We start from the raw sequence: 24679 nt of genomic DNA, 5'->3' as shown, positions 1-24679 counted from the left end.
TCGCCTCTCTCGTTCGACAGGCACGGTGGGGCGGGGGCAGGTGCGTGACGGCGCTGTCAGGCTCTGGGTCAGAGGGGCGGGGGCCGGGGGACCGCGAGCGCCAACTCTCTGCCTAGATTGTGGAGTTTATACGAGCCGTGTTCGAACGGTGTTTCATCTAGACGCGGTCGATATTGAGAGCAAGGCGTTATCAGGCCGTCCTTGTGAGGGATTCATCCCGATTTAACGCGGGTGTTACTTCCGTGACCTCGCATTTCACGAGGTGAGCGGTCGGCCGATTCCCGTCGGCTCTTTTGACCAGGCTCTTCGGAAGGGAACCTTCACCGTGCCGCATGCCCGGTGAATGTGCCTCACTGAATCCAGACCGAGCCTACCGCCCGGCGAACGGACGTGGGGCGTTATCGATCACATTGCCGGGGCATCATCCCCCGTACACAGCGGCCTGATCCGTGGCTGCCCATGCGAGGAGGGACCCTTCGATGGGGGAGAAGGTCGTGGCGGGCGCGTTCGACCTGTCCGATCGCAACGAGTACCGCAGGAAGCTCCGCGCGTGCCTCCTGGGGCTGGAGCGGCTGTTGGAGGAGGAGCGGTTCGACCGGCCCAGGAATCTGATGGGCATGGAGATCGAGTTGAATCTCGCCGGGCCCGACGGACTGCCGAGAATGTTGAATGCGCAGGTTCTTGAACGCATCGCGAGCCGGGATTTCCAGACGGAACTCGGAATGTTCAATCTGGAAGTGAACATTGCCCCGCACCGGCTCGGCGGGCGCGTTCTCGACCAGCTCGCCGAAGAAGTGCGTACGGGGCTCAACTACGCTCACAGGAAAGCGGGCGAGCTGGACGCGGGCATCGTCATGATCGGTATTCTGCCGACGCTGAACAGGGCCGACCTGGTCTCCGCGAACCTCTCCGACGTGGACCGCTATGCCCTTTTGAACGAGCAGATCGTGGCGGCGCGCGGTGAGCATTTCGCCCTCGACATCGAGGGCGTCGAACGGCTCACCTGCACCTCGGCGTCGATAGCGCCCGAAGCCGCCTGCACCTCCTTGCAGTTGCACCTCCAGGTCACCCCGGGCCGGTTCGCCGATGTGTGGAACGCGGCCCAGGCCGTCGCCGCGGCGCAGGTCGCCGTGGGTGCCAACGCGCCGTTCCTGTTCGGCCGTGAGCTGTGGCGAGAGTCGCGGCCGCCGCTGTTCCTGCAGTCCACCGACACGCGCCCGCCCGAGCTCCAGGTCCAGGGGGTGCGGCCGCGGACCTGGTTCGGGGAGCGGTGGATCACCGGGCCGCTGGAGCTGTTCGAGGAGAATCTGCGGTACTTCCCCGCGCTGCTGCCCCTGATGGACGCCGAGGATCCGCTGGGCGTCCTCGACGCGGGCGGGGTGCCGCAGCTGGGCGAACTCGTCCTGCACAACGGCACGGTGTACCGCTGGAACCGCCCGGTGTACGGCATCGCCGACGGCGTCCCGCATCTGCGCGTCGAGAACCGCGTGCTGCCCGCGGGCCCGACCGTCACCGACGTCATCGCCAACGTCGCGTTCTATTACGGACTCGTGCGGGCGCTCGCCGAGGAGGCAAGGCCCGTGTGGTCCCGGCTGCCCTTCGAGGCCGCCGCCCGGAACTTCGACACCGCGTGCCGCCACGGCATCGACGCCCGGCTGCGGTGGCCGCGGCGCGGCAGGCTCGGCGGCACTGTCGAGATGCCGGCCGTCGACCTCGTACGCGATGAGCTGCTGCCGCTCGCGGCCGCCGGTCTCGATGCCTGGGGGGTGGAGGCCGCCGACCGGGATCTGTATCTCGGGGTGATCGAGGAGCGGTGCCGGAAGCGGGTCAACGGCGCCTCGTGGCAGGCGGCGACCTACCACCGGGCGCTGGAGAGCGGGCTCGGCCGGGAGGCGGCGCTGGCCGCGACCACCAAGCGGTACTGCGAGCTGATGCACGAGGGCGAGCCGGTGCACACGTGGCCGGTGGGGCTGCGCGAGCCGGCGGTGCCGAGGGGCTGAGGGCGCCTCGGCCGGTCCCGGTCAGGGCCGGTTGCCGCCGGCCTCCATGATGGCCTTGAGGATGACCGCGTGGATCTGCGCCGGGTCGTCGACCTGGTGGCCGGAACCGCCCGTGGCCGCGGCGATCTGCTCGACCTCGGCCTTGTCCGCGTCGGGCCCGACGGCGATCGCGATGATCGGTACCGGCCGCTCGCGGTCGGACAGCTCCTCCAGCTGTGCGAGGAGGGAGTCGCGCGAGATGCTTCCGGGGTCCTGGTTGGCGCCGTCGGTCAGGATCACCAGGGCGTTGAACTTGCCGCTCGCATATGTCGAACGGGCCTTCTTGTAGGCGGCGAGCGTGGTGTCGTACAGGCCGGTCGCCCCGCCCGGCACGGGTCGCAGGTCGCTGAAGGCCTTCGACAGCCTGTCGCGGTGGGTGGCACCGCCCCTGTGCTCGCCGAGCCGCTCGGTCGGTTGCAGCTCGCGGTAGTCGCGCGCGCCGTCGAGCCGGGTGGCGAACTCCCACAGGCCGACCTCGTCCTCGTCCGTGAAGCCCGCGAGGGCCCGCGACAGGGACGACTTGGTGACCTCCATACGGGACTGGGCGCGGCCCGGCACCAGTTGGCGCATGGACTCCGAGGCGTCGACGACCGTACTGAGCCGGGCGTTCTGCACCGTGATCGTCCACATACCGAGGGTCTGCTGGATCTGCCTGTCGGACGGCGGCTCCGACGCGTCGTCCGCGTACGGCTGCGGGGAGCGGCCGCCCGCGACGCTGACGAGCTTGCTGGAGGGCGGGCCCGGGTCGGTCCTGAAGCCGTGGTCCGTCAGGATCTTCCGGCCCTCCTCGTCGCTGAACATCGTCATGAAGCGCAGCGCCGCGCGGCTCGTGTCGGTGGACATCTTGTCGTCGGCGACCAGCGTGTACGGGTAGTCGAGGCGGGGCGAGCCGTCCTTCGGATAGAACAGGTCGAGGCGGCTCCTGCGGCCCGCCGACGTGTTGTGCGCGTACGCGGCCTGCTCGGAGAGGATCAGCGCCTTGTTGCGGCGGGAGCCGTCCGGCTCGGCGCCGGATCCGTCGCGGGCCAGCGTGTCCAGGAGGCGGCCGTCGGTGTCGGTGGTGCGCGCGGACAGGGCCTTGGCCAGGGCGGCCGCTCTGGTGTCGCCCTCCTTGCCCTCCTTGCCTTTATTGCCGGCCTGCTTCTTCGCCGACGCGCCGAGCTTGGCGAGCGCGAGCAGCCCGGTCGCGCTGCGCGCCGGGTCGGCGGCGCCCAGGCGCACGTCCTCGCCCTCCATGGCGGCGGCGGTCAACCGCGGCCAGTCGTACGTCTTCTCGGGCCAGCCCAGGGATCTGGCGGCGGACGGCAGCATGGCGATGCCGACCGGTGACGAGGCGATGTTGCCCGCAGGGGAGACCTTCGTCTGCTTGGTGCCGAGGCCGACGCGCCGCACCCAGAGGTCGGAGTCCGGGACCCACACGTCGTACTCCGGTTCCCCCTTGCCCGCCCGGAGTTCGTCGGCCACCTCGTACGAGTCGCGCGCGGTGACGCGTACGTCGACGCAGTGGCCGTCCGAGGTGATCTCCTTCTCGCGGGCGTCCTCGGCGGCGGCGCGCAGCGCGGGGGTCACATCGGGAGCGGCGACGACGTCCAGGCGTACGGCGTCGTCGTCGCACGAACCGCCGAAGGAGAGCACACCGCCGCTGACCGCCGCCGCGCCGCCCGCGACCACGAGAACGAGAGCCGTGGCGAGGGCGACCGCGCGGCCACGGGCGCGCGGCCGGGGGTCGGACGGCCGAGGCTCGGGCGGCAGGGGGGCGGGCGACCGGGGGTCGGGCGCGCTCGCCCCGTGCTCATCGGGCAAGCTGTGACGTCCCATGGCGGTGATGCCCCTCCTTGAGCGGTGAAGCAAGGAAAGAGGGGGCTGTACGCCCGGAACCGGCGGCCTTCCCCCTCGGCCTGTCGCGCACGCTTTTCGTAACTTCTTTCGAGACCCTAGCGGGACGAGGAGGGGGATGAGGCGGGATTACTCAACTGGAGGCGTAGTGCAAGCGGAGCCGGGACCGATGGCCGGTTCTTTTCCAACGGGCGGGCCGTCGCGGCGGATTCCGCGGGACGAGACATTGCTCGTGCTGGCTCTCTCGCTCGGCGCGAGCGGGGTGTCCGCGCTGATCAGCTTTGTCGGCTCGGTCACCAAGCCCGGTGGTCTGAAGGATCAGGCGGCCACCATGAACGCGTCGGCGGCGCCGGGGCGCCCATGGCTCGATCTCGCGTGGCAGTTGTTCGGAATCACGAGCGCGCTGGTGCCGGTCGCACTCGTCGCGCACCTCCTGCTGAGGGAGGGGGCGGGCTTTCGCACGATCGGCTTCGACCGGACGCGGCCGTGGCCCGACCTGGGGCGCGGCACGGCGATCGCCGCGGTGATCGGGAGCACCGGGATCGCCTTCTACCTCGCCGCCCGGGGGTTCGGCTTCAACCTCACGGTGGTGCCGGAGGCGTTGCCCGACGTGTGGTGGAAGTACCCGGTCCTCGTGCTCTCCGCGGTGCAGAACGCGGTCCTGGAGGAGGTGATCGTCGTCGGCTATCTGCTGCGCAGGCTCGGTCAGTTGGGGTGGACGCCGATGGCCGCGCTGGTGGGCAGTTCGGTGCTGCGCGGCTCGTACCACCTGTATCAGGGGATCGGCGGCTTCCTCGGGAACGTGGCGATGGGCGTGGTCTTCGTCCTCCTCTACCGCAGGTGGGGGCGGGTGGGGCCGCTGGTCGTCGCCCATTCGCTGCTGGATATCGGCGCGTTCGTCGGGTATGCGCTGCTCGCGGGGAAGGTGGGGTGGCTGCCGACGCCTTAGGGGGACGTACAGAGTTCTCGTACGTCCCCACAGCGCTGTAGGGGAAGAGGGGTGCCGTCCTCTATGGGGGGCCGTGCCGTCAGGCGTGCAGCTCGCCCTCGATGACCGTGACCGCGCGGCCCGTCAGGAAGGTGCGGTCGCCGTGCAGCTCGGTGCGGACCAGGCCGGTGCGGGCCGAGGCCTGGAGTCCCGTCAGTTCGGTGCGGCCGAGGCGCTCGGACCAGAAGGGGGCGAGGGCCGTGTGCGCGCTGCCCGTCACGGGGTCCTCGTCGATGCCGAGGCCTGCGAAGAAGCAGCGGGAGACGAAGTCGTAGCCGCGTGCGGGGTCTTCGGCGCGGGCCGTGGCGATGATGCCGCGCCGGGCGTAAGGGACGAGCGCCTTGTGGTCCGGGGCCAGCGCCCGCACGGTCTTCTCGTCGGCCAGCTCGACCAGCAGGTCGCCGACGTGCCCGTGGGTGCTGTGCGCGCCGAGCGGCTCGGCGCCCAGGGCCTGGGCGAGGCCCTCGGGGACGTCGGTCGCGGTGCACGGGGCGGTCGGGAAGTCGAGGGTGAGGCTGCCGTCCTCGTGCGCGGTCGCCGTGAGGATGCCCCCGCGCGTGGCGAAGCGGACGGGGCCGGTGGCGGCGCCGGTGGTGTGCAGGACGTGAGCGGTGGCCAAAGTGGCGTGCCCGCACAGGTCGACCTCGGTGGCCGGGGTGAACCAGCGCAGCGCCCAGTCCGCCTCGCCGCCCTCGGGGAGGCGGTGGGCGAAGGCGGTCTCGGCGTGGTTGACCTCCCTGGCCACGTGCTGCAGCCAGGTGTCATCGGGGAAGGCGTCGAGCAGCAGGACCCCGGCCGGGTTGCCGGCGAAGGGGCGGTCGGTGAAGGCGTCGACGACGCGGATGCGGTGGGAAGTCGGCATACCGCTGACCGTAGAGGGCCGCGGAGCCGTCGCGGTAAGGCCAATGCCGGGTCACTGGACTGCTGGTGGCTGCCGGGCAGCGGCCGTGGGCGGGGCCTTCCGGTCCTGTGCAGTCACCAAGGCCTGAGCTGGTCGTTAGCCGACCATGAAGAAGATCCCTTCAATGGGCAGGGCCGTGCCGGCCATCGGTGGCGCCATCGCCCTGGTCGCCACGGTCACCGGCCCCGCGACCGCCGCGGCCAGGCCCGGCGACTTCGCCGCGCCCGTGAATCTGCACACGCTCACCTGCCACGAGAACGAGGACGCGACGAGCGGGGACAGGGTCTACCTCCAGATCAACGGACGGACGGTCTGGAACTCCGCCGACACCCTCCGCTGTGATCGCGACGCCCCGACGATCAGGTCGGTCGACCGCCTCGCCAAGACCGGCGACACGGTGTCCCTGTACGCCGACGACTTCCCGGACGCCGACGATCACCTCGGCAGCGACACGGTCGAGGCAGCCAAGGGGACGCTGACCTTCAACCTGGACGATGCCCTCTACACCCTGGAGCACGACCTCGCGTAGGGGGGTCGGCGGCGTACCCAGGAGGCGGGAGGCAGGGCCAGGCGCCCTGTCTCACTGAACCTTGACCGATCTCACCGGACTTTGACGGGCCCCGCTGCCGCTCAGCTCACGGCCGGTCGGATGGACCCCGAGCCGCCACGTGATGTACGCCACACCGCTGTTGCTGAAGTTTTTTGTCGGTCGGGCAGTCTGCCGCTCCCGAGGAGAGGAAGCCTTTCACATAGGAGGAGCGGTTTCGTGGTCACAGTCAGCGGCGCCAACTGGTGGGCGTCCAGTCGTGCGGCTCGCGCTGCAGCATCCTTGCTGCAGCCTCAAGCGTCTGCCGTGGGCAGTGAACAGTCAACGTGCCTGTTACGACGGCCAGGTCACCGTGGGGAGAGGCGTCAACCGTGGGCGTGTGGCAGCACAAAGCTGACCGCCTTGATGGCGTTCGTGCTAGCTGCGGCATGGTCGCCCTCCAAGTCGAGCCCGGGGCTTGATGCGCGAGACGGCGGATGGCTCGATGCGAGTTGGCCGACCGCGCTACAGTCCCCGCTCAGGGTGATTCGGTCCCTGCTTGCACCTCTCCCTCCGACGGCTCGGCCCGCCTGCGCCGTTGTCACGCCTCCGGCCCACCCTGAGCGCCTGCCGTCGGATGCCCAGCGCCTTCGAGCGGACGGTGGGTCCGCATCCTCGGCGGAACAGCACCACCTAGCGAGCCGGCCAGAGCTTCCACTCCGTCGGCGAGGCGAAGCCCTGGAACGTCTCCGCTCGTCGGCACGGCTAGTCACCGTTCGCATTCTGAACCCCGGTGAAGGCGACGACCTCGCCCGGATGTTCATTTATGGCCCTGGCGGATCCACCGTCTCCCCGACCGTGACCGTGTACCGGGACGGCACAGTGGGCGCACTTGATCCGAAGAACTACTCCCCGTGCGAGAGCCCCCAGCAACTCGCCTCCTTGATCGCATTGAGCGACAAAGTGGTGCAGCGCTCTTCGGCTGTACGGGCGCTGGAGGCACGCCAGGCGGCGCTGTCGGGCCTCAACGACCAGTTGGAGCACTTCGCCACCGATGTGCTGGGGCTATGGCGCAGCCCCCGTTGGACGGAGGCTGTATCGACGGCTTTGCTGGGTGACTGGGTCCAGCCCTTGCATCACGGCATGCGCCTTGATGAGGCCGCTGTGGCACGCCTGCGTGCCGATGCCCAGCTCGAGCACCGGCACCTGACACCTGTGTGGCGTCGCCGCACCCGTCATGGGCGAGTGCTCATGCTCGACGCACCACTGGGCAGTGGCCTGACTCTCCATGACTTGGCCGCTGAGACCTCAGCCGCCACGGTCACCTGCACGGCCGAGGACGATCCGGAAAATGCCCGCTTGGCCATGCTCATCAGGGCACTGCTGCCGACCGAGCGGGCCATCGCCATGGCGTGGGTCGATCCGCAGGTGGCCACGTGGACGGAGGCAGCTCTGTACGCAGGTGCAGCCGAACCATCGATTGTGGGAGAACGGGTCAGGCGCAAGGTCCGCCGCCTCGCAGCCGAGCTCGACCGGCGCCTTGCGCAGACTGTGGACCCCCGGTCATGAGCCTCCTCACTGCCGCGGCGCCGGAGTTTCTGGGAAGCGCTGCCGCAACGGTGGCTGTCGCTGCAGTCACTGCTGCAGTCCGCAAGCTGCACAAGCTGCTCGCCTCGACGACTCCCCAGACTGAGGCGCCACCCGGCTCCGTCGAGGAGCCGTAGCTCTGAACAACCCGTTTGTGGGACCGGTCAAAGTTCAGTGAGGCGGGACATCAGGGGATTGCCAGACGAACTCTTCCGATATATCGTTGACGCATCGCGATAGATTCGCGATTGTTCGATGATCGTACTGAAGGAGTGATCGTTATGCGTTCCCACGGTTTTGCACATGAGCGGGGAGCCCGGCGTGGTGCGTTCGGGCCGTTCGGCCCCGGCTTCGGGGGGCCCGGTGGACCCGGTGGTCCCTGGGGTGGTCGCGGTGGGCGGGGTGGTCCGCGGGGCAGGGCGCGGCGCGGTGACGTACGCGCGTCGATCCTCGCCCTCCTGAAGAGCCGCCCCATGCACGGCTACGAGATGATCCAGGAGATCGCCGAGCGCAGCGGCGGGGCGTGGAAGCCCAGCCCCGGTTCGGTCTACCCGACCCTCCAGCTCCTGGAGGACGAGGGCCTGATCAGCAGCGCCAGCGAGGGTGGCAAGAAGCTCTTCTCGCTCACCGACGCCGGTCGCGAGGCGGCCGACGAAGGGCCCGAAGCGCCTTGGGAAGAGGCCGGGCGCGGGGTCGACTGGGAGACGGTGAACGAGATCCGGCAGGCCGGGTTCGGTCTGATGGAGGCGTTCGGCCAGGTCTGGAAGACCGGCAGCAAGGAGCAGCGCGAGAAGGCGGTTTCCGTCATCAACGACGCCCGCAAGAAGCTGTATCTGATCCTCGCCGATGAGGACTGACGCGGCCGGGGGCGATGCTCCCGTCGTGGATGAGGCGCCCCGCACCATGTGTGCGGGGCGCCTCGTTCGTTCGGGGCGGTGCGCGATGGTGCACGCGGTGCGCGGCCGCTGGTGCGGTGGCTTCGCGGCTCAGGTCACCAGGGCGGCCAGCTTGCGCAGCGACTCGTTCAGCGCGGCCGTCGCCGAGTCCTTCAGCTTCCCCGCCATCAGGGAGACGGCCGCGCCGGTGAACTCCCCGTCGATGCGGACCAGCGTGCCGGTGCCGTCGAGGTCAGGGCTCAGCGTGTAGCGGGTGGAGACGTGGACGCCCATCGGACCCTTCCCCGCGATGGCCAGCGTGCGGCCGGGAGCCAGGTCTTCGACGGTCCAGTCGACCTCGGCGGGAAAGCCCATCAGCTTCATGTTCTCCCTGAAGGTGCCGCCCAACTCCAGGGTGGTCGGGGCGCCCTGGGGAAAGCTGGTGTGGGTGGCGTTCCACTCGCCGTACGAGGAGAAGTCGGTGAGCCGGGCCCAGACCTTCTCGGCGGGCGCCTCCATCCGTGCTTCCGCGCTGACTTCGGCCATGCGGCCACCCCTTGTCGTCGGGTGCTGCGACGGCCGCAGCTACGGTGTCGCGGAACGTAGCCGCAGGTCCTGGAACATTCAATACTGATGAACCGTCAGGGCTGGGGGCGGGCACGGCACTACGGGAGTGGGCTGCGGTACTCCGGGGGTGGGCTGCGGTACTCCGGAGGTGGGCTGGGGCGCTCGTACTTCGTCGCCCTTGAACGGAGTGGGGTAGTGTTGCCCTGCCCTGTGACGGACGCAGGCGACGCGCCTTGGAGGTGAGACCCATTACCGCAGTAGCAGGTCGGGTGCTTCCTCCTCGCGACCGCGCGGTTCACCGGGCATAGGTGAATCCGAGGGAGCCCCATCGGGATCCCGGAAGGTTTTTTCGTCGCATGTCGGTTTCATCTCCTCCCGCTTCGCGGGCGCTCTCCTCTCTCCAGACGTCTTTTCAGGCGCTCTCCTCCTCCCAGGCGCCCCCCTCTCCCTCTCCCTCTCCCTCTCCTTCGGACCCCGCCTCCGTGGTCACGGCGCTGCGCGCCGCCGGGTGCGTCTTCGCCGAGGACGAGGCCGAGTTGATCCTCTCCACCGCGCGCACCCCGGTCGAGATCCGCGCCATGGTGGAGCGCCGGGCGGCTGGGCTGCCCCTCGAACACGTCCTGGGCTGGGCGGAGTTCCGCGGCCTTCGGATCGAGGTCGACCCCGGGGTCTTCGTGCCGCGGCGCCGGACCGAATTCCTCGTCGCCCAGGCCGCCGCGCTCGCGGGGCGTGAGGCCGTCGTCGTCGACCTGTGCTGCGGCTCCGGCGCCCTCGGAGCCGCGCTCGCCGCGGGCCTCGACCGGGTCGAGCTGCACGCCGCCGACATAGACCCCGCCGCGGTCCGCTGCGCCCGCCGCAATGTCGCCGCCGCCGGGGGAGAGGTCTACGAGGGAGACCTCTACGCCCCGCTGCCCCGCACGCTCCGGGGCCGCGTCGGCGTCCTGCTCGCCAACGTCCCCTACGTCCCCACCGGCGAGGTCGGCCTGCTGCCCGCCGAGGCCCGTGTCCACGAGGCGCGGGTCGCGCTCGACGGCGGCAGCGACGGACTCGACGTGCTGCGCCGGGTGACCGCGGGGGCGCCGGAGTGGCTGGCGCCCGGTGGCCATCTGCTCTTCGAGACGAGCGAGGGGCAGGTGCCCGCCGCCGTCGGAGCCGTCGAGCGGGCGGGCCTCGTGGCGCGGGTCGTCGAGGACGAGGAGCTGTACGCGACGGTCGTCATCGGCACCCGGCGCGCAAGCGGGTGAGGACGGGCTCCGGCTAGGCCGTGTTTTAGAAGTGGGCTTCGTCGCTCGCCCTGCGCTGTGATGATCGCGGTGTGGGGCGAGGGGATCTTTCTGATGGTCAGTGGGCTGTGCTGGAGCCGCTGCTGCCGGTCGCGGTGTTGGGGCGGCCGTCGTTGAGCCAACGCAGGCTGATCGACGGGATTCGGTGGCGGGTGCGGACTGGTGCTCCGTGGCGGGATCTTCCGTCAGAGTACGGGCCGTGGCAGACGGTCTATGGGCTCTTCCGCCGCTGGCAGCGTGACGGCACCTGGCCCGAGCTGCTGACCCGGCTGCAGGCCCGCGCGGATGAGGCAGGGCTGATCACGTGGGAGGCCAACGTCGACTCCACGATCTGCCGGGCCCATCAGCACGCTGCGGGTGCCCGCCGCGACGGAAAGGCCCAGAAGGAAGCCCCCGGCGGAACCCGCACCGAGCCGGAAGACCACGGACTGGGCCGGTCCCGCGGCGGTTTCACAACCAAGATCCATCTAGCCTGTGAGCAAGGTCATCGACCGCTGTCGTTGTTGGTCACCGCAGGTCAGCGTGGTGACAGCCCTCAGTTCACCGCCGTGCTGGAAGGCATCCGGGTCCCGCGCACCGGAGTGGGCCGTCCTCGTGTCCGCCCGCTGCGGGTGCGGGGCGACAAGGCGTACTCCTCCCGCGCCAACCGGGCCTACCTGCGAAAACGGGGAATCGGCTGCACGATCCCGGAGCCTGCCGACCAGGTCGCGCACCGCAAACGGCTGGGGAAGGCCGGCGGACGGCCTCCGGCCTTTGATCGCGAGGACTACAAGGCCCGGCACGCGGTCGAGTGCGGGATCAACCGGCTCAAGCGCAACCGGGCGGTGGCCACCCAGTTCGACAAGCTCGCGGTCCGATTCGAAGCAACCGTTCTCGTCGCTGCGATCTACGAGTGGCTTTGACCTGTCGAAGGTGAGGTTCCCACGCATCACTGCGGCCGCGGCCAGGTCGACGAACCGACCGGAGTTGTTCGCCTTGGCGCCGCCCTGGTCTGGCGCCGGACAGCGGCAAAGCCGCAGTGCGGGTGTCAATGAGCCGGTGTTGCTAGCGGGAGTGATCGGCAGGCGAGGCAGCGGCTTCCGTCGCGTGATCCGCGGCCAGGGCCGTTTGGAGCGTGGCGTGCAGGTCGTCGAAGAATGCCTCGATCTGCTGGCGAAGTGCGGGCGGGTACCGGTCGGTCATCTGCTGGATGACCGCGTTGGCGGGGGCGAAGGAGTCCTCGGCGCGGCGTTTGGAGGCGTCGGTGGCGCGCAGGGTGACGACCCGCTGGTCGTCGTGTTCACGGCCGCGGTGGATGTGCCCGCCCTTCTCCAGCCGGTTGAGCAGGGCCGAGGTGGCGGCCGGTGACAGACGGAGCCGGTCGCTGAGCTGGGTGGCGGTCAGCGGCTGGTTCTGCCGGTCGTGCAGGGCGATCTCGTAGAGCGCGTAGGCGTCGGTGGGATGCAGGCCCATCCGGTCGGCGTGCTGGCGGCGCAGGTCGGTCCAGTCGCGGTCGTGAGCGCGGAGCCGGCTCATCAGCCAACCCCCCTGCCACGGTTCTGCCCCCCAGGGGTTGCCGGGGGGCGGCTGCGCGCCGGGGACGGTCCCGGGCGGTGGCTGATCAGGCACCGATACTCCTGGCATGTCGGCGGAACTGCGGAGAGGCCACCTTAACCCGATTTTGTTTCCACGATGGAAGTACCTTAGGTTTACTTCCATCGTGGAAGTAAGTTCGAGGAGAGGATGAAAGCCCGATGTCCGGCACAGAAGTCCCGGTAGACCCCCGGCGCTGGAAGGCACTGGTGGTCATCTGCCTCGCGCAGCTGATGATCGTGCTGGACAGCACGATCTTGAACATCGCACTGCCGTCCGCCCAGCGGGAGCTCGGCTTCGGCGACAGCAGCAGGCAGTGGACGATCACCGCATACGCCCTCACCTTCGGCGGGTTCCTGCTGCTGGGCGGGCGCATCGGCGACCGCTGGGGCCGCAGGCCCGTCTTCATCACCGCCGCTGCGGGATTCGCCGCCGCCTCCGCCCTCGGCGGCCTCGCGGTCAACACGGGGATGCTGCTCGGCGCCCGCGCCCTGCAGGGTGTCTTCGCCGCACTGTTGGCCCCAGCCGTGCTGTCACTGATCGCGTTGACCTTCACCGAGACCCGCGAACGCGCGAAGGCGTTCGGTGTCATGGGCGCCATGGCCGGCAGTGGCGGGGCGATCGGTCTGCTGCTGGGCGGTCTGCTGACCCAGTACTGGGGCTGGCGCTGGACGCTGCTGGTCAACATCGCCTTCGCCGTCGTCGCAGTCGTGGGCGCGCTGGCCTACATCACCGACAGGTCCACCGCGACCGCGCGCGCCGCACGGCTCGACCTGCCTGGCGCGGTGCTGGCCACCGGCGGGCTGGCCGCGCTGGTCTTCGGCTTCACCCGGGCCGAGCAGAACGGCTGGAGCTCCGCCGGCGCGCTGGGGCTGTTCGCCCTGGCGCTGGTATTGCTGATCGTGTTCGTGCTGGTGGAGCAGCGGGTGAAGGCCCCTCTCCTTCCCCTGCGCGTGGTCCTGGACCGCAACCGCGGCGGCGCCTACCTCGCGATGCTGCTCTCAGTCGCGGGCATGTTCGCGATGTTCCTGTTCATCACGTTCTACCTGCAAGTCGTCAAGGGTTTCAGCCCGCTGCAGACCGGACTCGCGTTCCTGCCGATGTCAGTGGCGACAGTGGCCGGCTCCACCCAGATCGGCGCCCGCCTGGCCCCCCGCCTGCCCGCCCGCTCGCTGATGGCTCCCGCGCTCCTGGTCGCCGCCGCCGGAATGGCCGTGCTCGCCCAGATCACCCCCCACACCTCCTACGCGGCCGTGGTCCTGCCCGGCATGCTCCTGCTCGGCCTGGGTCTCGGTACCGCCTTCACCACCGTCTTCGGCCTGGTTACCGCAGGCGTTGACCCCCAGGACACCGGTGTCGCCTCCGCCCTGGTCAACACCAGCCAGCAGATCGGCGGCGCGATCGGCACCGCCCTGCTCAACACGATCGCCACCAGCTCCACCGCCTCCTACCTCAGCGGCCACCCCGGAGCCCGCACCGCAGGCATGGCGCACGGCTTCGCCACCGCCACCTGGGCCGGCGCCGCGATCCTCACCGCCTCCGCGCTCCTCGTCATGGCGCTCATCAACCACCGGCCCGCACCCGCCCCCGAGCCCGCGCGCACCCCCCAACCCACCCGCTGACCGCAAACCCTTCCAGGCGGCGGCAACCTGCCGCCCCCTCACCTACCAGGAGTCCCTTCATGACTACCCTCCAGCCGTCGACCGCCGCCCCCGCCCCGGCGCTGCGCGTCGCGGTGATCACCGGCAGCACCCGCGTGGGCCGGATCGGCCCCACCGTCACCAACTGGTACACCGACATTCTCCGTGCCCGCCCCGACATGGACCTCGACCTCATCGACCTGGCCACCACCGACCTGCCCGCCGTCATGGACTTCACCGTCCCCGACCCGCGAGTGACCGCGTTCGACGAACGCATCGAGCAGGCCGACGCGTTCGTGGTGGTGACCGGGGAGTACAACCGGAGCATCCCCGCCGCCCTCAAGAACGCCATCGACCTCGTTCCCGCCGCCTGGCGGGCCAAGCCCGCCGCGGCCGTCTCCTACGGTGGCATCTCCGGTGGCCTCCGCGCCGCCGAGCACCTCAGCCTGATCCTCGGCGAGCTCCATGCCCACACCATCCGCAACACGGTCAGCTTCCACAACATCCGCGAGTGCTTCGACGACAACGGCCGCCCGTTCGACACCGCCTGTGAAGCCGCAGCCAAGGGACAGCTCGACCAACTCGCCTGGTGGGCCACCGCACTCCGCGACGCCCGCACGACCAACCCCTACCAGGCTTAAAGAGCTGCGGGCCCGACCCCAAAGCCGGGCCCGCAGCCCCGCCTCCATCGGCTCATCGCGGCCCTTCCAGAAAGCAGCGGGGCGACTCAGTCCCGTGTAGTCATCCAGCCCTATACCCCGCCCGCCGATGATTCTGCTGGCTGCCCCCACCTCGCCCTGGCGATCCACCCCGCACAGAAGCGCCTTCTAAGACACGGCCTAGCCGACCCGTCGTATCACCGCCGCGTCGAAGAGATCCGAGGCCCGCGGGAACGGGCTCTCGTCGTGGCAGTGCCAGGCGTCCCAGAACAGGTCGGCGGGCAGCGCGTCGTCGGGTGCGTACACCCGGTACACGTACTGCCTGCCGTCGACCGCCGGCAGGGCGACCATCCAGAACCTGCTCTCCATGCAAGTGAGACGCCCGAACCCGCGCGGGGGTTGCGCTCCGGCCGCGAGGCAAGGCGGCGCGCGCGGCTGGGGCGGGCCGGTCGGATCTCATCCGTAAGGAGGACAACCCACCCATGCGTGCCCACCCTTTGTCGGACGCGAAGATGCTTCCCGCCGCCGATGCATATGCCACCGGGGATTGATGGGGTGGGAGTGTGCAAAGCCGTACTCCGCCGGGCGCCGAACCGGACCCGACCCGAGCAGGACTCGACTCCCGACTCAGCGCGGAGCTGGCATCGGTCGTGGCCGGCGCGCGCCGCCGGGCGGTGCGGGACGGCGACCGGCAGATCGACACCGCACATCTGCTGCACTCCCTCCTGGAGACCGACCCCGAGGTGCGCGCCGTCTTCGAGAACGGCGCGCAGGTGGTGCGCCTCCTCGGCTACCTCGTGCAGCGCAGCATCGGTTACGGCCTCCAGTGGCAGGGCACCGTCGAGGACTCCGGGGCCGTGCCGGTGGTGGCGGCCCACAAGGACCACAAGGACCACAAAGAGGCGGGCTGGTCGCCCGCCGCCGTCTCGGCGATGGACGTGGCGCTGGAGCGCGCCGAGGTGCGGGGGGATCCGCGGGCCCTCGGCATGGACCTGCTCGCCGGGCTCACCGCCGACCCGGAGTGCCGGGCGGTCGAGGTGCTGGGGCGGGCCGGTGTCGACGTCGAGGTCCTGCTGCGTCGCGTGGAGGCCGGATGCCGGCAGTACGCCGCCGGAGGCCACGGCTTCGCGGGCGGGCACAGCTCGGCGGGCTGAACGAGGCCGGAAAGGCCGTCGCGAGCAGCCCCGGAAGCGGCTCGGCGGGCACGTGGCGTCCGCCGACTGAGACAGGCATGAGGCGGGACGACGCTCATGACACCGCCTGCCATGATGTGCCGGTGCAAGCGTCTCAGGGGATTCAGGAGGGCAAGGCGGGCCAGGAGCATCGGGGCCGAGGCCTCGGTCTTGGGCTCGCCCTGTTGTCGGCGGTCGCCTTCGGTGGCTCCGGCGTCGCGGCGAAACCGCTGATCGAAGCGGGCCTCGCCCCCCTGCACGTGGTGTGGCTGAGGGTGGCGGGCGCCGCCCTGGTGATGCTGCCCGTGGCCTGGCGGCACCGGCGGCTGCCGCGGAGCAGGCCCGCGCTGCTCGCCGGGTTCGGCCTCCTCGCCGTGGCGGGCGTCCAGGCCTGCTACTTCGCCGCGCTCTCCCGCATCCCCGTCGGCGTCGCGCTCCTCGTCGAATACCTCGCGCCCGCCCTCGTCCTCGGCTGGGTGCGCTTCGTGCAGCGGCGGTCGGTGACGCGTGCGGCCGCGCTCGGCGTGGTGCTCGCCGTCGGCGGACTCGCCTGCGTCGTCGAGGTCTGGGCCGGCCTGCGCTTCGACGCCGTCGGCCTCCTGCTCGCCCTCGGCGCGGCCTGCTGCCAGGTCGGCTACTTCGTCCTGTCCGACCAGGGCAGCGACGCGGGCGACGACGCCCCCCACCCCCTCGGCGTCATCGCGTACGGCCTGCTCGTCGGCACCGCCGTGCTGACCGTCGTCGCGCGGCCCTGGGGCATGGACTGGTCGGTGCTCGCGGGCGGCGCGGACCTGAACGGCTCGAACGTTCCCGCCTGGCTCCTGCTGTGCTGGATCGTGCTGATCGCGACGGTCGTCGCATACGTCACCGGGGTGCTGTCCGTGCGCAGGCTCTCGCCCCAGGTGGCCGGTGTCGTGGCCTGCCTCGAAGCGGTCATCGCGACCGTACTGGCCTGGGTGGTCCTCGGCGAACACCTCTCCGCGCCGCAGCTCGTCGGGGGCGCGGTCGTCCTCGCGGGCGCGTTCATCGCCCAGTCGTCCGCGCCCGCCGAGCGTGCCGTGAAGGCCCGGGTCCCGGATCCCGAAACGGAGTTGTCGCGCAGCGGCGGTGCGACCTAGTGTGCGGATCATGAAGTCACGAGCACTCGTTCTTCCGCCCCCCGCCGCCTAGCGCGGGGCACTCACGGATCACGCCCAGGCCGGTGGCCGGGCGGAACGGTGCTGCCCGCAGACGGAGCCAGAACATCCTTCTCTGCTGCGGAGAACTCACGTGTCGAACGCTGTACTCGGCCTGCCCGTCGGGCGAGGCCTCTTCTATCTGATCGTCGCCGGAACCGCCTGGGGCACCGCGGGTGCCGCCGCCGCGCTGGTCTTCCAGGCCAGTGACATGGGGCCGGTCAGCCTCTCCTTCTGGCGGTGCGCGGGCGGGTTCGTCCTGCTGCTCGGCGTGCGCGTGGTGCGGCCGCGTCGCCGGGCGAAGCCGTACGAGTCGTATGCCGCCCAGCTAAAGACACAGGCCGACCGCCGGAGCGGCAGGGTGCGGCGGATCGTCGTGACGGGCGTGGCCCTCTCGGTGTTCCAGACCGCGTACTTCGCCGCCGTCGAGACGACCGGCCTCGCGGTGGGCACCGTCGTCACCATGGGCTCCGGGCCCGTCCTCATCGCCCTCGGCGCGCGGCTCACCCTCGGGGAGCGGCTGGGCCGCGGCGGGGTGGTCGCCGTCGTCGGCGCCCTGGCCGGGCTCGTGGTGCTCGTCCTCGGTGGCGGGGGCGCGACCGTGCGGCCGGTGGGCGTGGTCTGGGGGCTCGTCTCCGCGGGTGCCTACGCCGCGATGACGCTGCTGACGCGGCGCTGGGGCCGGGACGGCGGGGCCGACTCGGCGGACAACACCGTCTGGTCGTTCGCGGTCGTCGCGCTCTGCCTGCTGCCGCTCGCCGGTGCGGAGGGCCTTGTGCCGCACACCGTCGAACCCGCGCGCGTGGGCCTCTATCTGCTGTACATCGCGGCCGTGCCGACAGCGGTCGCCTACACGCTGTACTTCGCCGGGGCGGCCGTGGTGCGGTCCGCGACCGTCTCCGTGATCACCCTCCTGGAGCCGGTCAGCGCCGCCGTCATCGCGGTCGCGCTGCTCGGCGAGGCACTGACGGTGGCGACGGTCGCGGGCACGGTGCTGATGCTGGCCGCGGTGACGGGACTCGCGGTCGCGGAGGCGCGGGGGGTGGTCGCGGCGCGCAGGGAGGCGGCGGCGGTGTAGCGGTCGCGCGCGGGTGACGGTACGGGTTCCGGTACCGGGAGTTGGGGGGCGGGTGCGCGGGGGCGCGCGCCCGCCCCGCTCACCCCTCGCGGCGACGGAGGTGATGGGCCAGGGCGGCCGCGTCGCCGGGGCCGTCGCGCTCGGCGAGCCCCGCCGCGACCCGTTGCCGGACCTCCTCCGGCTTGTGGGTCGCGTACTTGAACTTCGCCCGTACGTCGGTCACGTCGAGGCACAGCGCACGGATACCCGGGAGCAGCCGGCCGTACGGTGCCTCGCCCGCGGCGGCGCGCGCGGAGCCGCCGTCCGGCTGGAAGTGGCCGACCTGGCGCTTCAGGATGTCGGCCTTCTCCTCGGGATCGTCGACCACGCGCGCGGTGCAGCGGAGCTGGACGGCGGCGTAGAAGCTGGTGGGTGTGCCGTGCTCGGTCGGGCCGTCCGGCGGGGCCTGCCAGGGGCCCGGCACGAACACGTAGTCGTCGACGACGCTCAGAAGCACCTCGGGGTCGGCCTCCAGGGCATCCCAGAGCGGGTTCGGGCGCGCCAGGTGGGTCAGCGCCCGGCCGTGCGGGCCGTGTTCGGGCTCGTACGCGAAATGGAGCGGCTGGACGTGCGGCGGCTCACCCGGCAGGCCGTTCACGGCGAGCTGGCCGAAGTCGTGGGCGGCGAGCCACTCTTGCCACTCGGTGTCGGTGCGGGCGGCGTCCCAGGGGTGGATCAGCATCACTGCCCGGCGAGGTAGTCGGGGACCTTGATGCCGGGCGCGAGGTCGGGGGAGGGGATCAGGGTGTCGTAACCCTTGCGCAGCGGGACCACGCCCGACCAGTAGGGGAGGTCCATGTCCTCCGGCTCGTCGTTCGGGTCGCCTGTGCGGGCCTTCGCCGACACCTCGTTCAGGTCGAGGCTGAGTACGGCGGTCGCCGCCAGCTCCTTGGCGTTGGCGGGGCGCGAGTCGGTGGAGCGGCCCGGCACGACGTGGTCGACGAGCGCGTTCAGAGCGGTCCGCTTCTCCTCGGGATCCGTGACCTGGTGGGCGGTGCCGTGGATCACCACCGAGCGGTAGTTGAGCGAGTGGTGGAAGGCGGAGCGGGCCAGGACGAGGCCGTCGACGTGGGTGACGGTCAGACAGACCTGGAGGCCCGGGTCCTGCTGCCCCTCCTGGGCGCGGCCCGCCATGCGCAGGGGGCGGGACCCCGTCGAACCGTGCACATACAGGCGTTCGCCCACGCGGCCGTAGAGCGTCGGCAGCACCACGGGGGAGCCGTCCCGGACGAACCCGAGATGGCAGACGTAGGCCTCGTCGAGTATCGCGTGCACCGTCTCGCGGTCGTACGAGGCGCGATCCCGCGCGCGCGTGGGGACGGTGCGGTCGGTCGGTGCGTAGGCGGCGCTGTCCGGCGAAGCGGTGTCGGTGGTGGTCGGCGGCGTCTGCATGGCCTCTCCCTGTACGTGCTGCGTATGCCCGTGTACTTACTGCGTTTGCCGTTTGGATTGCACTAGTGCATACTCTGTTTTGTGCTAGGAGAGTATCCGATCGAGGGGCGACGCGCAGCCGAAATCGCCGCCAGCGTGGAGCGTGCCGTGGGGGAGGGCGGCCTGGAACCGGGGCAACTGCTGCCTCCCATGCGGGAGTTGGCGGCCCGTCTCGGCGTGAACCCCAACACCGTGGCGGCCGCCTACCGCACCCTGCGCGAGCGCGGGGTCATCGAGACGGCGGGGCGGCGCGGAAGCCGCGTACGGCCGAAGCCCGCCACGACCGCCCGTGAGCTGATCCGCGTGGACGCGCCGCCCGGAGTGCGCAACGTCTCCAAGGGCAACCCGGACCCGGCGCTGCTGCCCCCGCTCGCCGACGCGTTCGCGGCGGCCGCCGCGCAGAGCGACGAGGCGCCGGTCCTCTACGGGGAAGAGGCCGTGGACCCGGAACTGGAGCGCTACGCGCGCGTGGCGTTCGACGCGGAGGGTGTCCCCGCCGGGCCCATCGCCGTCACCTCCGGGTCGCTCGATGCCATCGAGAGGGTGCTCGCCGCCCATCTCAAGCCCGGCGACGCGGTGGCCGTCGAGGACCCGGGGTGGGGCAGCCTGCTCGATCTCGTCTCGGCCCTCGGGCTGCGCGCGGTCCCCGTGGGCGTGGACGACGAGGGGCCGCTCCCCGCCGACGTGGAGCGGGCCCTGTCCGGTGGCGCCCGCGCGGTCATCGTGACGGACCGCGCGCAGAACCCCACGGGCGCCGCCGTCACCGCTCCACGCGCGCGTGCCCTGCGCGAAGTGCTCGCCGCGCACAAGGAGGTGCTGCTCATCGAGGACGACCACGGCCACGGCATCGTCGACGTACCGCTGCACCCGCTCGCCGGGGTGACGCGCAGCTGGGCCCTGGCGCGGTCGACCGCCAAGGCGTACGGGCCCGACCTGCGGCTCGCGGTCCTCACGGGCGACCCCGTCACCCTCGACCGCGTGCAAGGGCGCCAGCGGCTCGGCCCCGGCTGGGTGAGCCTCCTGCTCCAGCGCGCCGTGGTGCGGCTCTGGGCCGACGGCGCGCTGGACCCGGGTGCGGTGGCGGCGTCGTACGGGCGGCGCCGGGACGCGCTCATCGCGGCGCTCGCCGAGCGGGGGGTGCCGGCGCACGGGCGCAGCGGCATGAACGTATGGGTGCCTGTTCCGGACGAGACCGGGGCGGTGGCGCGGCTGCTGCACGCCGGGTGGGCGGTGGCTCCGGGGGCCCGGTTCCGGCTCAGCGCCCAGCTCGGGGTGCGCATCACCGTGTCGGTGCTCGCCGACGAGGACATCGTGCCGGTGGCGGACGCGGTCGCCTCGGCTGTCGGGCCCGCTCCGGCGCGGCGTTACGGGTGACGGGGCGGGGCCTGTGGGGCGGTGACCGTTGGCCGGTGGTTACCGGCGTTCGGCCGCCGCAGGTTGGGCCGCCGCCGCGCCCGGCCCGGGCTGGTCGAGTGCCGCGCCCGGCTCGGGCTGGCCGAGTCCTGCGCGCGGGCGGGTCCCGGTGAGTGCCCCGCGCGGCCGGGACTGGGTGAGCGCCGCGCCCGCCAGGACGATCGCCGCGCCGACCGGTGTCGACCAGCTCAGGGACTCACCGAGCAGGGCGACGCCCGCGGCCGTCGCGATGACCGGAATGAAGTACGTGACCATCTGGGCGGTGGTCGGGCCCACCTCGGAGACCAGCGCGTACTGAAGCAGGAAGGCGAGCCCCGTGCCGAGGGCGCCGAGCGCCACGACCGCCAGCAGCGGCACGACGGGGAAACTGGTCGGGAACGAGGTGAACAGCGGGGTCACCACGGCAAGTTCGGCGGTCGCGAGCAGCAGCTGTGCCCCGGTCAGGGAGAGGTTCGAGTGGCCCGATCCGGCCAGGGTGCGACGGACGTAGATCCAGCCGATCGGATAGCTGAGCGAGGCGAGCAGTGCCATCGCCGTGCCCCCGAAGTCGAGGCCGCTGAAGCCCTGCCAGGCGCCGAGGACCGTCAGCACCCCGAGGAAGCCGATGCCGAGGCCCGCGACACGGCGCCGGGTCGGGCGGTCCTCGGAGAGCGCGACCAGCGAGAGCGCCATGCCCCACAGGGGCGATGTCGCGTTGCAGATCCCGGCGAGCGTGGAGGGGATCGTCAGCTCCGCGTACGCGAACAGGGAGAACGGCAGGGCGTTGAGCAGGAGCGCCGCCACCGTCAGGTGCAGCCAGGTGCGGGTCCCGCGCGGCAGCCGTACCCGCTTCACCACGAGCACGGCGGCGACCACCGCCGTGCCGAACACGAGCCGCCCCAGGGTGACCTGGAAGGGCGCGTACGCCTCCGTGCCCACCTTGATCAACAGGAAGCTGAAGCCCCAGATCAGCGACAGGACACCGAAGCGGACACGCCAGTCGAGGGCGGGGCGGGCGGAGGGCGTGGGGGAAGCCGTGGGGGAGGGTGGGGTGCTCATGCGCTCCACGATGCGCCTTGGTGATCTCTTAGTACAAGCGAGTTTTCTTGCGCTGTATCGCGTAGCATCGCTTACATGTTGAACCTGGAGCGTCTGCGTACGCTCGACGCCCTCGCCCGGCACGGCTCGGTCAGCGGGGCCGCCGCGGGTCTGCACGTGACGACGTCGGCGGTCTCGCAGCAGATGGCGAAGCTGGAGCGGGAGGTGGGCCAGCAGCTCCTCGCCAAGAACGGCAGGGGCGTGCGCCTGACCGACGCGGGACGGCTGCTCGCCGAGCACGCCGCGCGGATCCTCTCGCAGGTCGAGCTGGCCCAGGCCGACCTGGAGGAGCAGCGCGGCAAGGCCGTCGGCGAGCTGCGCGTCTCCGCCTTCCCCACCGCCATGCGCGGCCTGCTGCCCGCCACGCTCGCCGCGCTCCGCGCCGACCACCCGGGGCTGCGGGTCGGCTGCCACGAGCTGGAGCCGACGCCCGCGGTGGCGGCGGTGGTGCGTGGCGACATCGACATGGCGGTCGTCCTCGACTGGTACAACAAGCCGCTGCCGATCCCGGACGGCCTGGTCAAGGCGCCCCTCCTCGACGACCCCGCCGATGTCGCGATGCCCGCCGCGCACCCGCTCGCGGACCGCGCCGAAGTGGACCTGGAGGAGTTCGCGGACGATGAGTGGATCACCTGGGGGGAGGGCGAGTTCTGCCACGAGTGGCTGATGTTCACGCTGCGGGGCAAGGGCATCGAGCCGCGTATCGCCCACCGAGCCGAGGAGCACCACACCCAGCTCGCGCTGGTCGCGGCGGGCCTCGGTGTCTGCGTGGCCCCGCGGTTGGGGCGCGACCCGATGCCGGCCGGGGTGCGCACGGTCCCGGTGCGGAACCGGGTGCGGCGCCATGTGTACGTGGTGTGGCGGGCGGACGCGGATCGGCGGCCGTCGATCAGGGCGGCGGTGGAAGCGCTGCGGGGGGCGGGGGCGGGGCTGCGGTAGGGGGCTTTGAAAGAGGGTCGGGGCTGAGGTAGGGGGCGGGAGGCGGCCGGGGCCCGCCCGGCTCCCGGAGGACGGCTATAGCCCCGCCAGCTTGCGGAAGTCCCACGAGGCGATCGTGTCCGGAGTGAGCCGCAGCCACGCGTGCCGGCCGTCGTGCGGCATCTCGTCAAGGCCGAACAGCTTGCGGGCGAACAGCCGCTCGGGGACGTCGAGTTCGGGGCAGGGCTCGCCCGTGCGCGGGGACTCCCCGACGAACTCCACGGTGCCCGAGAGCTCGACGCCGCGCAGTTCGCCGTACTCCTCGCCCGTGTCGACCACCACCGCGACCCGCCGGTCCCGGCGCAGATCGGCCCAGCGCTTGCTGCGCGTGATCGAGTACAGCCACAGCGAGGTGCCGTCCCAGGCGAACCAGAGCGTGCTGACGTGCGGGGCGCCGTCGGCGGACACCGTAGCCACCCGGCAGGTGCGCTCCGCGGCGAGGAACGCGTCGAGTTCCTCCGGCGTCATCATGATCCTGCGGCCCCGGCGCTGTGTGACGGCCATGTGTCCTCCCGAGTGGTGTCCCGCATACTGCCTGGGTTTCGCATACTGCTCGCGTCCCGCGCCTGGCTGACTGGGCGTCAGCAAAGGATGAGGGCTCTTCCTTCGTGACGCAATGGCCGTTAACCTCGCGCGGATTCCGGGGAGTCGGCCGGTCGCCCACCGGTGCCCGGGTGTCCGGCACGAGCGCGACAGGGGGAGCCATGCCGTCGTACGAACAGCTCAGGGAGATCCTCGACCCGGCCACCACGGCGCTGCTGACGGTCGAGTGCCAGCAGGGCGTCGTCGGCACCGAGAGCGCGCTGCCCGAACTCGCCAAGGAGGCGCGGTCGTCCGGCGCCCTCGCCAACGTCGCGCGGTTGGTCTCCGCGGCCCACCGGAGCGGCGTGCAGGTCCTGCACGCCGTCGCCGAGCGGCGGCCCGACGGGCGCGGGGCCAGCCACAACGCCCGGCTCTTCCGCGCCGCCGAACGCCTCCCCGTGCAGCAGCTTTCGGGCACCCGGGCCGTGCGGATCGCGCCGCCGATCGAAGTGGCCGACGAGGACTTCGTCGTACGGCGACTGCACGGCCTTTCGCCCCTCGCCGGGACCGATGTCGACCCGCTGCTGCGCAATCTCGGCTGCCGCACCCTCCTGGTCACCGGGGTCTCCGCCAACGTCGCCATCCCCAACGCCGTGTTCGACGCCGTGAACCTCGGCTACACCGCCGTCGTGCCCGCCGACGCCATCGCGGGGGTGCCGGCCGACTACACCCCCGCGATGATCCGCAACACCCTCGCGCTCGTCGCCACCATCACCAGTACGGAGGACGTGCTCGGCGCCTGGAAGCGGCCGCGCCGCGCCCGATCTAGCTAGGCCAGCTTGATCGAGTCGCCGTCCACGGAGATCTCTGCCGCGGGCAGCGGCGCGGGGGCGGGGGCCTGTTTGACGCTGCCGTCGGTGATGTCGAACTTGCTGCCGTGGCAGGGGCAGTTGATGGTGCCGCCCTCGACGCTCGTCACCGGACACTTCTTATGGGTGCACAAGTTCGAGAACGCCTTGAACTCGCCCTTGGTCGGCTGGGTGACCACCACCCCCTCGTCCTTGAAGATCTTGCCGCCGCCCACGGGAATCTCCGCCGTCTTGGCCAGCACGGTCCCGGCGGCCCCCGCGCCGCCCTCGGGGGCCTGCGCGCCCGCCTGTGCGGAGTCGTCCTGGTCATCCTTGTCGTCACTGCCGCACGCGGTCAGGGCGGCGGCGATCCCCGCGGCACCCATAGTGGCCACGACGGTGCGGCGGCGGGGCCCGGAGACGGTTTCTTCGGAAGTCGTCATGCCGGGTGGTACGAACCCGCCGTCCGCCGC

The 24679-nt window shown here is 71.4% G+C and carries 25 protein-coding genes; 15 read left to right on the top strand and 10 right to left on the bottom strand.

Features of this window, described 5'->3' with window-relative positions; genetic code table 11:
• The first annotated feature begins 479 nt into the window (after positions 1 to 479).
• Positions 480 to 2000 carry a glutamate--cysteine ligase gene (locus DMA15_RS05060; protein WP_125511459.1) on the top strand — a complete coding sequence of 507 codons (1521 nt, stop codon included), beginning with the start codon at positions 480 to 482 and terminating at the stop codon, positions 1998 to 2000.
• A 21-nt stretch (positions 2001 to 2021) separates the two neighbouring features.
• Here DMA15_RS05060 and DMA15_RS05055 read toward each other — a convergent pair whose 3' ends face one another.
• Positions 2022 to 3857: a substrate-binding and VWA domain-containing protein gene (locus DMA15_RS05055; protein WP_125511458.1), complete on the bottom strand. Its 1836-nt coding sequence runs from the start codon at positions 3855 to 3857 to the stop codon at positions 2022 to 2024.
• 166 nt (positions 3858 to 4023) lie between these two features.
• Here DMA15_RS05055 and DMA15_RS05050 point away from each other — a divergent pair, with 166 nt between their 5' ends.
• Positions 4024 to 4824, top strand: a complete 801-nt coding sequence (locus DMA15_RS05050; protein WP_125511457.1) for a type II CAAX endopeptidase family protein — start codon at positions 4024 to 4026, stop codon at positions 4822 to 4824.
• Between the two features lie 79 nt (positions 4825 to 4903).
• Here DMA15_RS05050 and DMA15_RS05045 read toward each other — a convergent pair whose 3' ends face one another.
• Positions 4904 to 5725 (bottom strand): PhzF family phenazine biosynthesis protein, encoded by an 822-nt coding sequence (locus DMA15_RS05045; protein ID WP_125511456.1) that lies wholly within the window; start codon positions 5723 to 5725, stop codon positions 4904 to 4906.
• Between the two features lie 163 nt (positions 5726 to 5888).
• Between DMA15_RS05045 and DMA15_RS05040 the strand changes: the two genes are divergently transcribed.
• The 3 genes from DMA15_RS05040 (at position 5889) to DMA15_RS05030 (ending at position 8734) form a co-directional block, all read left to right on the top strand.
• Positions 5889 to 6293, top strand: a complete 405-nt coding sequence (locus DMA15_RS05040) for a hypothetical protein (protein ID WP_125511455.1) — start codon at positions 5889 to 5891, stop codon at positions 6291 to 6293.
• Between the two features lie 855 nt (positions 6294 to 7148).
• Positions 7149 to 7859 (top strand): hypothetical protein, encoded by a 711-nt coding sequence (locus DMA15_RS05035; RefSeq protein ID WP_125511454.1) that lies wholly within the window; start codon positions 7149 to 7151, stop codon positions 7857 to 7859.
• A 299-nt stretch (positions 7860 to 8158) separates the two neighbouring features.
• Positions 8159 to 8734, top strand: coding sequence for a PadR family transcriptional regulator (locus DMA15_RS05030; RefSeq protein WP_164551695.1), 576 nt, complete (start codon positions 8159 to 8161; stop codon positions 8732 to 8734).
• A 129-nt stretch (positions 8735 to 8863) separates the two neighbouring features.
• Here DMA15_RS05030 and DMA15_RS05025 read toward each other — a convergent pair whose 3' ends face one another.
• A complete protein-coding gene (locus tag DMA15_RS05025) occupies positions 8864 to 9298 on the bottom strand; it encodes an SRPBCC family protein (protein WP_125511453.1) in 435 nt (144 codons plus the stop codon).
• 503 nt (positions 9299 to 9801) lie between these two features.
• Between DMA15_RS05025 and DMA15_RS05020 the strand changes: the two genes are divergently transcribed.
• Positions 9802 to 10563, top strand: a complete 762-nt coding sequence (locus tag DMA15_RS05020; protein ID WP_240659680.1) for a putative protein N(5)-glutamine methyltransferase — start codon at positions 9802 to 9804, stop codon at positions 10561 to 10563.
• 71 nt (positions 10564 to 10634) lie between these two features.
• Entirely contained in the window at positions 10635 to 11504 is an 870-nt protein-coding gene (locus tag DMA15_RS05015; RefSeq protein WP_125511451.1) for an IS5 family transposase, read from the top strand.
• A gap of 142 nt (positions 11505 to 11646) precedes the next feature.
• Here the strand turns inward: DMA15_RS05015 and DMA15_RS05010 are convergent, their stop codons facing one another.
• A complete protein-coding gene (locus DMA15_RS05010) occupies positions 11647 to 12117 on the bottom strand; it encodes a MarR family transcriptional regulator (RefSeq protein WP_164551694.1) in 471 nt (156 codons plus the stop codon).
• Positions 12118 to 12335: 218 nt separating this feature from the next.
• On the opposite strand from DMA15_RS05010, the gene DMA15_RS05005 reads away from it, so the two are divergent.
• Together DMA15_RS05005 and DMA15_RS05000 are read left to right on the top strand one after the other, a co-directional pair.
• Positions 12336 to 13796 (top strand): MFS transporter, encoded by a 1461-nt coding sequence (locus DMA15_RS05005; RefSeq protein ID WP_125511449.1) that lies wholly within the window; start codon positions 12336 to 12338, stop codon positions 13794 to 13796.
• A gap of 59 nt (positions 13797 to 13855) precedes the next feature.
• Complete coding sequence (locus DMA15_RS05000) at positions 13856 to 14455, top strand: NAD(P)H-dependent oxidoreductase (protein ID WP_125511448.1); 600 nt, start codon at positions 13856 to 13858, stop codon at positions 14453 to 14455.
• Between the two features lie 198 nt (positions 14456 to 14653).
• Here the strand turns inward: DMA15_RS05000 and DMA15_RS04995 are convergent, their stop codons facing one another.
• The gene (locus tag DMA15_RS04995) at positions 14654 to 14842 is read right to left on the bottom strand and encodes a hypothetical protein (protein ID WP_030794760.1); all 189 of its coding nucleotides are present in this window, start codon (positions 14840 to 14842) and stop codon (positions 14654 to 14656) included.
• 194 nt (positions 14843 to 15036) lie between these two features.
• Between DMA15_RS04995 and DMA15_RS04990 the strand changes: the two genes are divergently transcribed.
• The 3 genes from DMA15_RS04990 to DMA15_RS04980 all read left to right on the top strand — a co-directional run bounded on the left by DMA15_RS04990 (position 15037) and on the right by DMA15_RS04980 (position 17898).
• On the top strand, positions 15037 to 15627 hold the full coding sequence (locus tag DMA15_RS04990; protein ID WP_125511447.1) for a Clp protease N-terminal domain-containing protein: 591 nt from the start codon (positions 15037 to 15039) through the stop codon (positions 15625 to 15627).
• 116 nt (positions 15628 to 15743) lie between these two features.
• Positions 15744 to 16763, top strand: a complete 1020-nt coding sequence (locus tag DMA15_RS04985) for an EamA family transporter (RefSeq protein WP_240660159.1) — start codon at positions 15744 to 15746, stop codon at positions 16761 to 16763.
• 151 nt (positions 16764 to 16914) lie between these two features.
• The gene (locus DMA15_RS04980; RefSeq protein ID WP_125511445.1) at positions 16915 to 17898 is read left to right on the top strand and encodes a DMT family transporter; all 984 of its coding nucleotides are present in this window, start codon (positions 16915 to 16917) and stop codon (positions 17896 to 17898) included.
• A 79-nt stretch (positions 17899 to 17977) separates the two neighbouring features.
• On the opposite strand, the gene DMA15_RS04975 is transcribed toward DMA15_RS04980, so the two are convergent.
• Both DMA15_RS04975 and DMA15_RS04970 read right to left on the bottom strand, forming a co-directional pair.
• Positions 17978 to 18619, bottom strand: a complete 642-nt coding sequence (locus DMA15_RS04975) for an FMN-binding negative transcriptional regulator (RefSeq protein WP_125517313.1) — start codon at positions 18617 to 18619, stop codon at positions 17978 to 17980.
• Positions 18619 to 19329, bottom strand: a complete 711-nt coding sequence (locus tag DMA15_RS04970; RefSeq protein ID WP_125511444.1) for a pyridoxamine 5'-phosphate oxidase family protein — start codon at positions 19327 to 19329, stop codon at positions 18619 to 18621. The genes DMA15_RS04975 and DMA15_RS04970 overlap by 1 nt, the downstream gene beginning before the upstream one ends.
• A gap of 81 nt (positions 19330 to 19410) precedes the next feature.
• On the opposite strand from DMA15_RS04970, the gene DMA15_RS04965 reads away from it, so the two are divergent.
• Positions 19411 to 20742, top strand: a complete 1332-nt coding sequence (locus DMA15_RS04965) for an aminotransferase class I/II-fold pyridoxal phosphate-dependent enzyme (protein WP_125511443.1) — start codon at positions 19411 to 19413, stop codon at positions 20740 to 20742.
• A gap of 39 nt (positions 20743 to 20781) precedes the next feature.
• On the opposite strand, the gene DMA15_RS04960 is transcribed toward DMA15_RS04965, so the two are convergent.
• On the bottom strand, positions 20782 to 21819 hold the full coding sequence (locus tag DMA15_RS04960; RefSeq protein ID WP_125511442.1) for a DMT family transporter: 1038 nt from the start codon (positions 21817 to 21819) through the stop codon (positions 20782 to 20784).
• A 75-nt stretch (positions 21820 to 21894) separates the two neighbouring features.
• Between DMA15_RS04960 and DMA15_RS04955 the strand changes: the two genes are divergently transcribed.
• Positions 21895 to 22797 carry a LysR family transcriptional regulator gene (locus DMA15_RS04955; protein WP_125511441.1) on the top strand — a complete coding sequence of 301 codons (903 nt, stop codon included), beginning with the start codon at positions 21895 to 21897 and terminating at the stop codon, positions 22795 to 22797.
• A 75-nt stretch (positions 22798 to 22872) separates the two neighbouring features.
• Here DMA15_RS04955 and DMA15_RS04950 read toward each other — a convergent pair whose 3' ends face one another.
• Positions 22873 to 23340 carry a pyridoxamine 5'-phosphate oxidase family protein gene (locus DMA15_RS04950; protein ID WP_125511440.1) on the bottom strand — a complete coding sequence of 156 codons (468 nt, stop codon included), beginning with the start codon at positions 23338 to 23340 and terminating at the stop codon, positions 22873 to 22875.
• 200 nt (positions 23341 to 23540) lie between these two features.
• On the opposite strand from DMA15_RS04950, the gene DMA15_RS04945 reads away from it, so the two are divergent.
• Positions 23541 to 24191 carry a cysteine hydrolase gene (locus DMA15_RS04945; RefSeq protein ID WP_125511439.1) on the top strand — a complete coding sequence of 217 codons (651 nt, stop codon included), beginning with the start codon at positions 23541 to 23543 and terminating at the stop codon, positions 24189 to 24191.
• On the opposite strand, the gene DMA15_RS04940 is transcribed toward DMA15_RS04945, so the two are convergent.
• On the bottom strand, positions 24188 to 24649 hold the full coding sequence (locus DMA15_RS04940; protein WP_125511438.1) for a Rieske (2Fe-2S) protein: 462 nt from the start codon (positions 24647 to 24649) through the stop codon (positions 24188 to 24190). The two genes, DMA15_RS04945 and DMA15_RS04940, sit on opposite strands and share 4 nt — an antisense overlap.
• Positions 24650 to 24679: the final 30 nt, after the last annotated feature.

The sequence above is a fragment of the Streptomyces sp. WAC 01529 genome (assembly GCF_003945545.1).
GTDB classification, from domain to species: domain Bacteria; phylum Actinomycetota; class Actinomycetes; order Streptomycetales; family Streptomycetaceae; genus Streptomyces; species Streptomyces anatolicus.
The sequence above is the reverse complement of the archived record's forward strand: the minus strand, read 5'-3'. Positions and strand labels throughout refer to the sequence as shown.

What these genes read in the sequence shown, in the direction of transcription:
- DMA15_RS05060 (WP_125511459.1), top strand. Translation starts at nt 480, where the DNA reads ATGGGGGAGAAGGTCGTGGCGGGCGCGTTCGACCTGTCCGATCGCAAC.
- DMA15_RS05055 (WP_125511458.1), bottom strand. Translation starts at nt 3,857, where the DNA reads ATGGGACGTCACAGCTTGCCCGATGAGCACGGGGCGAGCGCGCCCGAC.
- DMA15_RS05045 (WP_125511456.1), bottom strand. Translation starts at nt 5,725, where the DNA reads ATGCCGACTTCCCACCGCATCCGCGTCGTCGACGCCTTCACCGACCGC.
- DMA15_RS05040 (WP_125511455.1), top strand. Translation starts at nt 5,889, where the DNA reads ATGGGCAGGGCCGTGCCGGCCATCGGTGGCGCCATCGCCCTGGTCGCC.
- DMA15_RS05030 (WP_164551695.1), top strand. Translation starts at nt 8,159, where the DNA reads ATGCGTTCCCACGGTTTTGCACATGAGCGGGGAGCCCGGCGTGGTGCG.
- DMA15_RS05025 (WP_125511453.1), bottom strand. Translation starts at nt 9,298, where the DNA reads ATGGCCGAAGTCAGCGCGGAAGCACGGATGGAGGCGCCCGCCGAGAAG.
- DMA15_RS05010 (WP_164551694.1), bottom strand. Translation starts at nt 12,117, where the DNA reads ATGAGCCGGCTCCGCGCTCACGACCGCGACTGGACCGACCTGCGCCGC.
- DMA15_RS05005 (WP_125511449.1), top strand. Translation starts at nt 12,336, where the DNA reads ATGTCCGGCACAGAAGTCCCGGTAGACCCCCGGCGCTGGAAGGCACTG.
- DMA15_RS05000 (WP_125511448.1), top strand. Translation starts at nt 13,856, where the DNA reads ATGACTACCCTCCAGCCGTCGACCGCCGCCCCCGCCCCGGCGCTGCGC.
- DMA15_RS04995 (WP_030794760.1), bottom strand. Translation starts at nt 14,842, where the DNA reads ATGGAGAGCAGGTTCTGGATGGTCGCCCTGCCGGCGGTCGACGGCAGG.
- DMA15_RS04975 (WP_125517313.1), bottom strand. Translation starts at nt 18,619, where the DNA reads ATGCTGATCCACCCCTGGGACGCCGCCCGCACCGACACCGAGTGGCAA.
- DMA15_RS04970 (WP_125511444.1), bottom strand. Translation starts at nt 19,329, where the DNA reads ATGCAGACGCCGCCGACCACCACCGACACCGCTTCGCCGGACAGCGCC.
- DMA15_RS04960 (WP_125511442.1), bottom strand. Translation starts at nt 21,819, where the DNA reads ATGAGCACCCCACCCTCCCCCACGGCTTCCCCCACGCCCTCCGCCCGC.
- DMA15_RS04955 (WP_125511441.1), top strand. Translation starts at nt 21,895, where the DNA reads ATGTTGAACCTGGAGCGTCTGCGTACGCTCGACGCCCTCGCCCGGCAC.
- DMA15_RS04950 (WP_125511440.1), bottom strand. Translation starts at nt 23,340, where the DNA reads ATGGCCGTCACACAGCGCCGGGGCCGCAGGATCATGATGACGCCGGAG.
- DMA15_RS04945 (WP_125511439.1), top strand. Translation starts at nt 23,541, where the DNA reads ATGCCGTCGTACGAACAGCTCAGGGAGATCCTCGACCCGGCCACCACG.
- DMA15_RS04940 (WP_125511438.1), bottom strand. Translation starts at nt 24,649, where the DNA reads ATGACGACTTCCGAAGAAACCGTCTCCGGGCCCCGCCGCCGCACCGTC.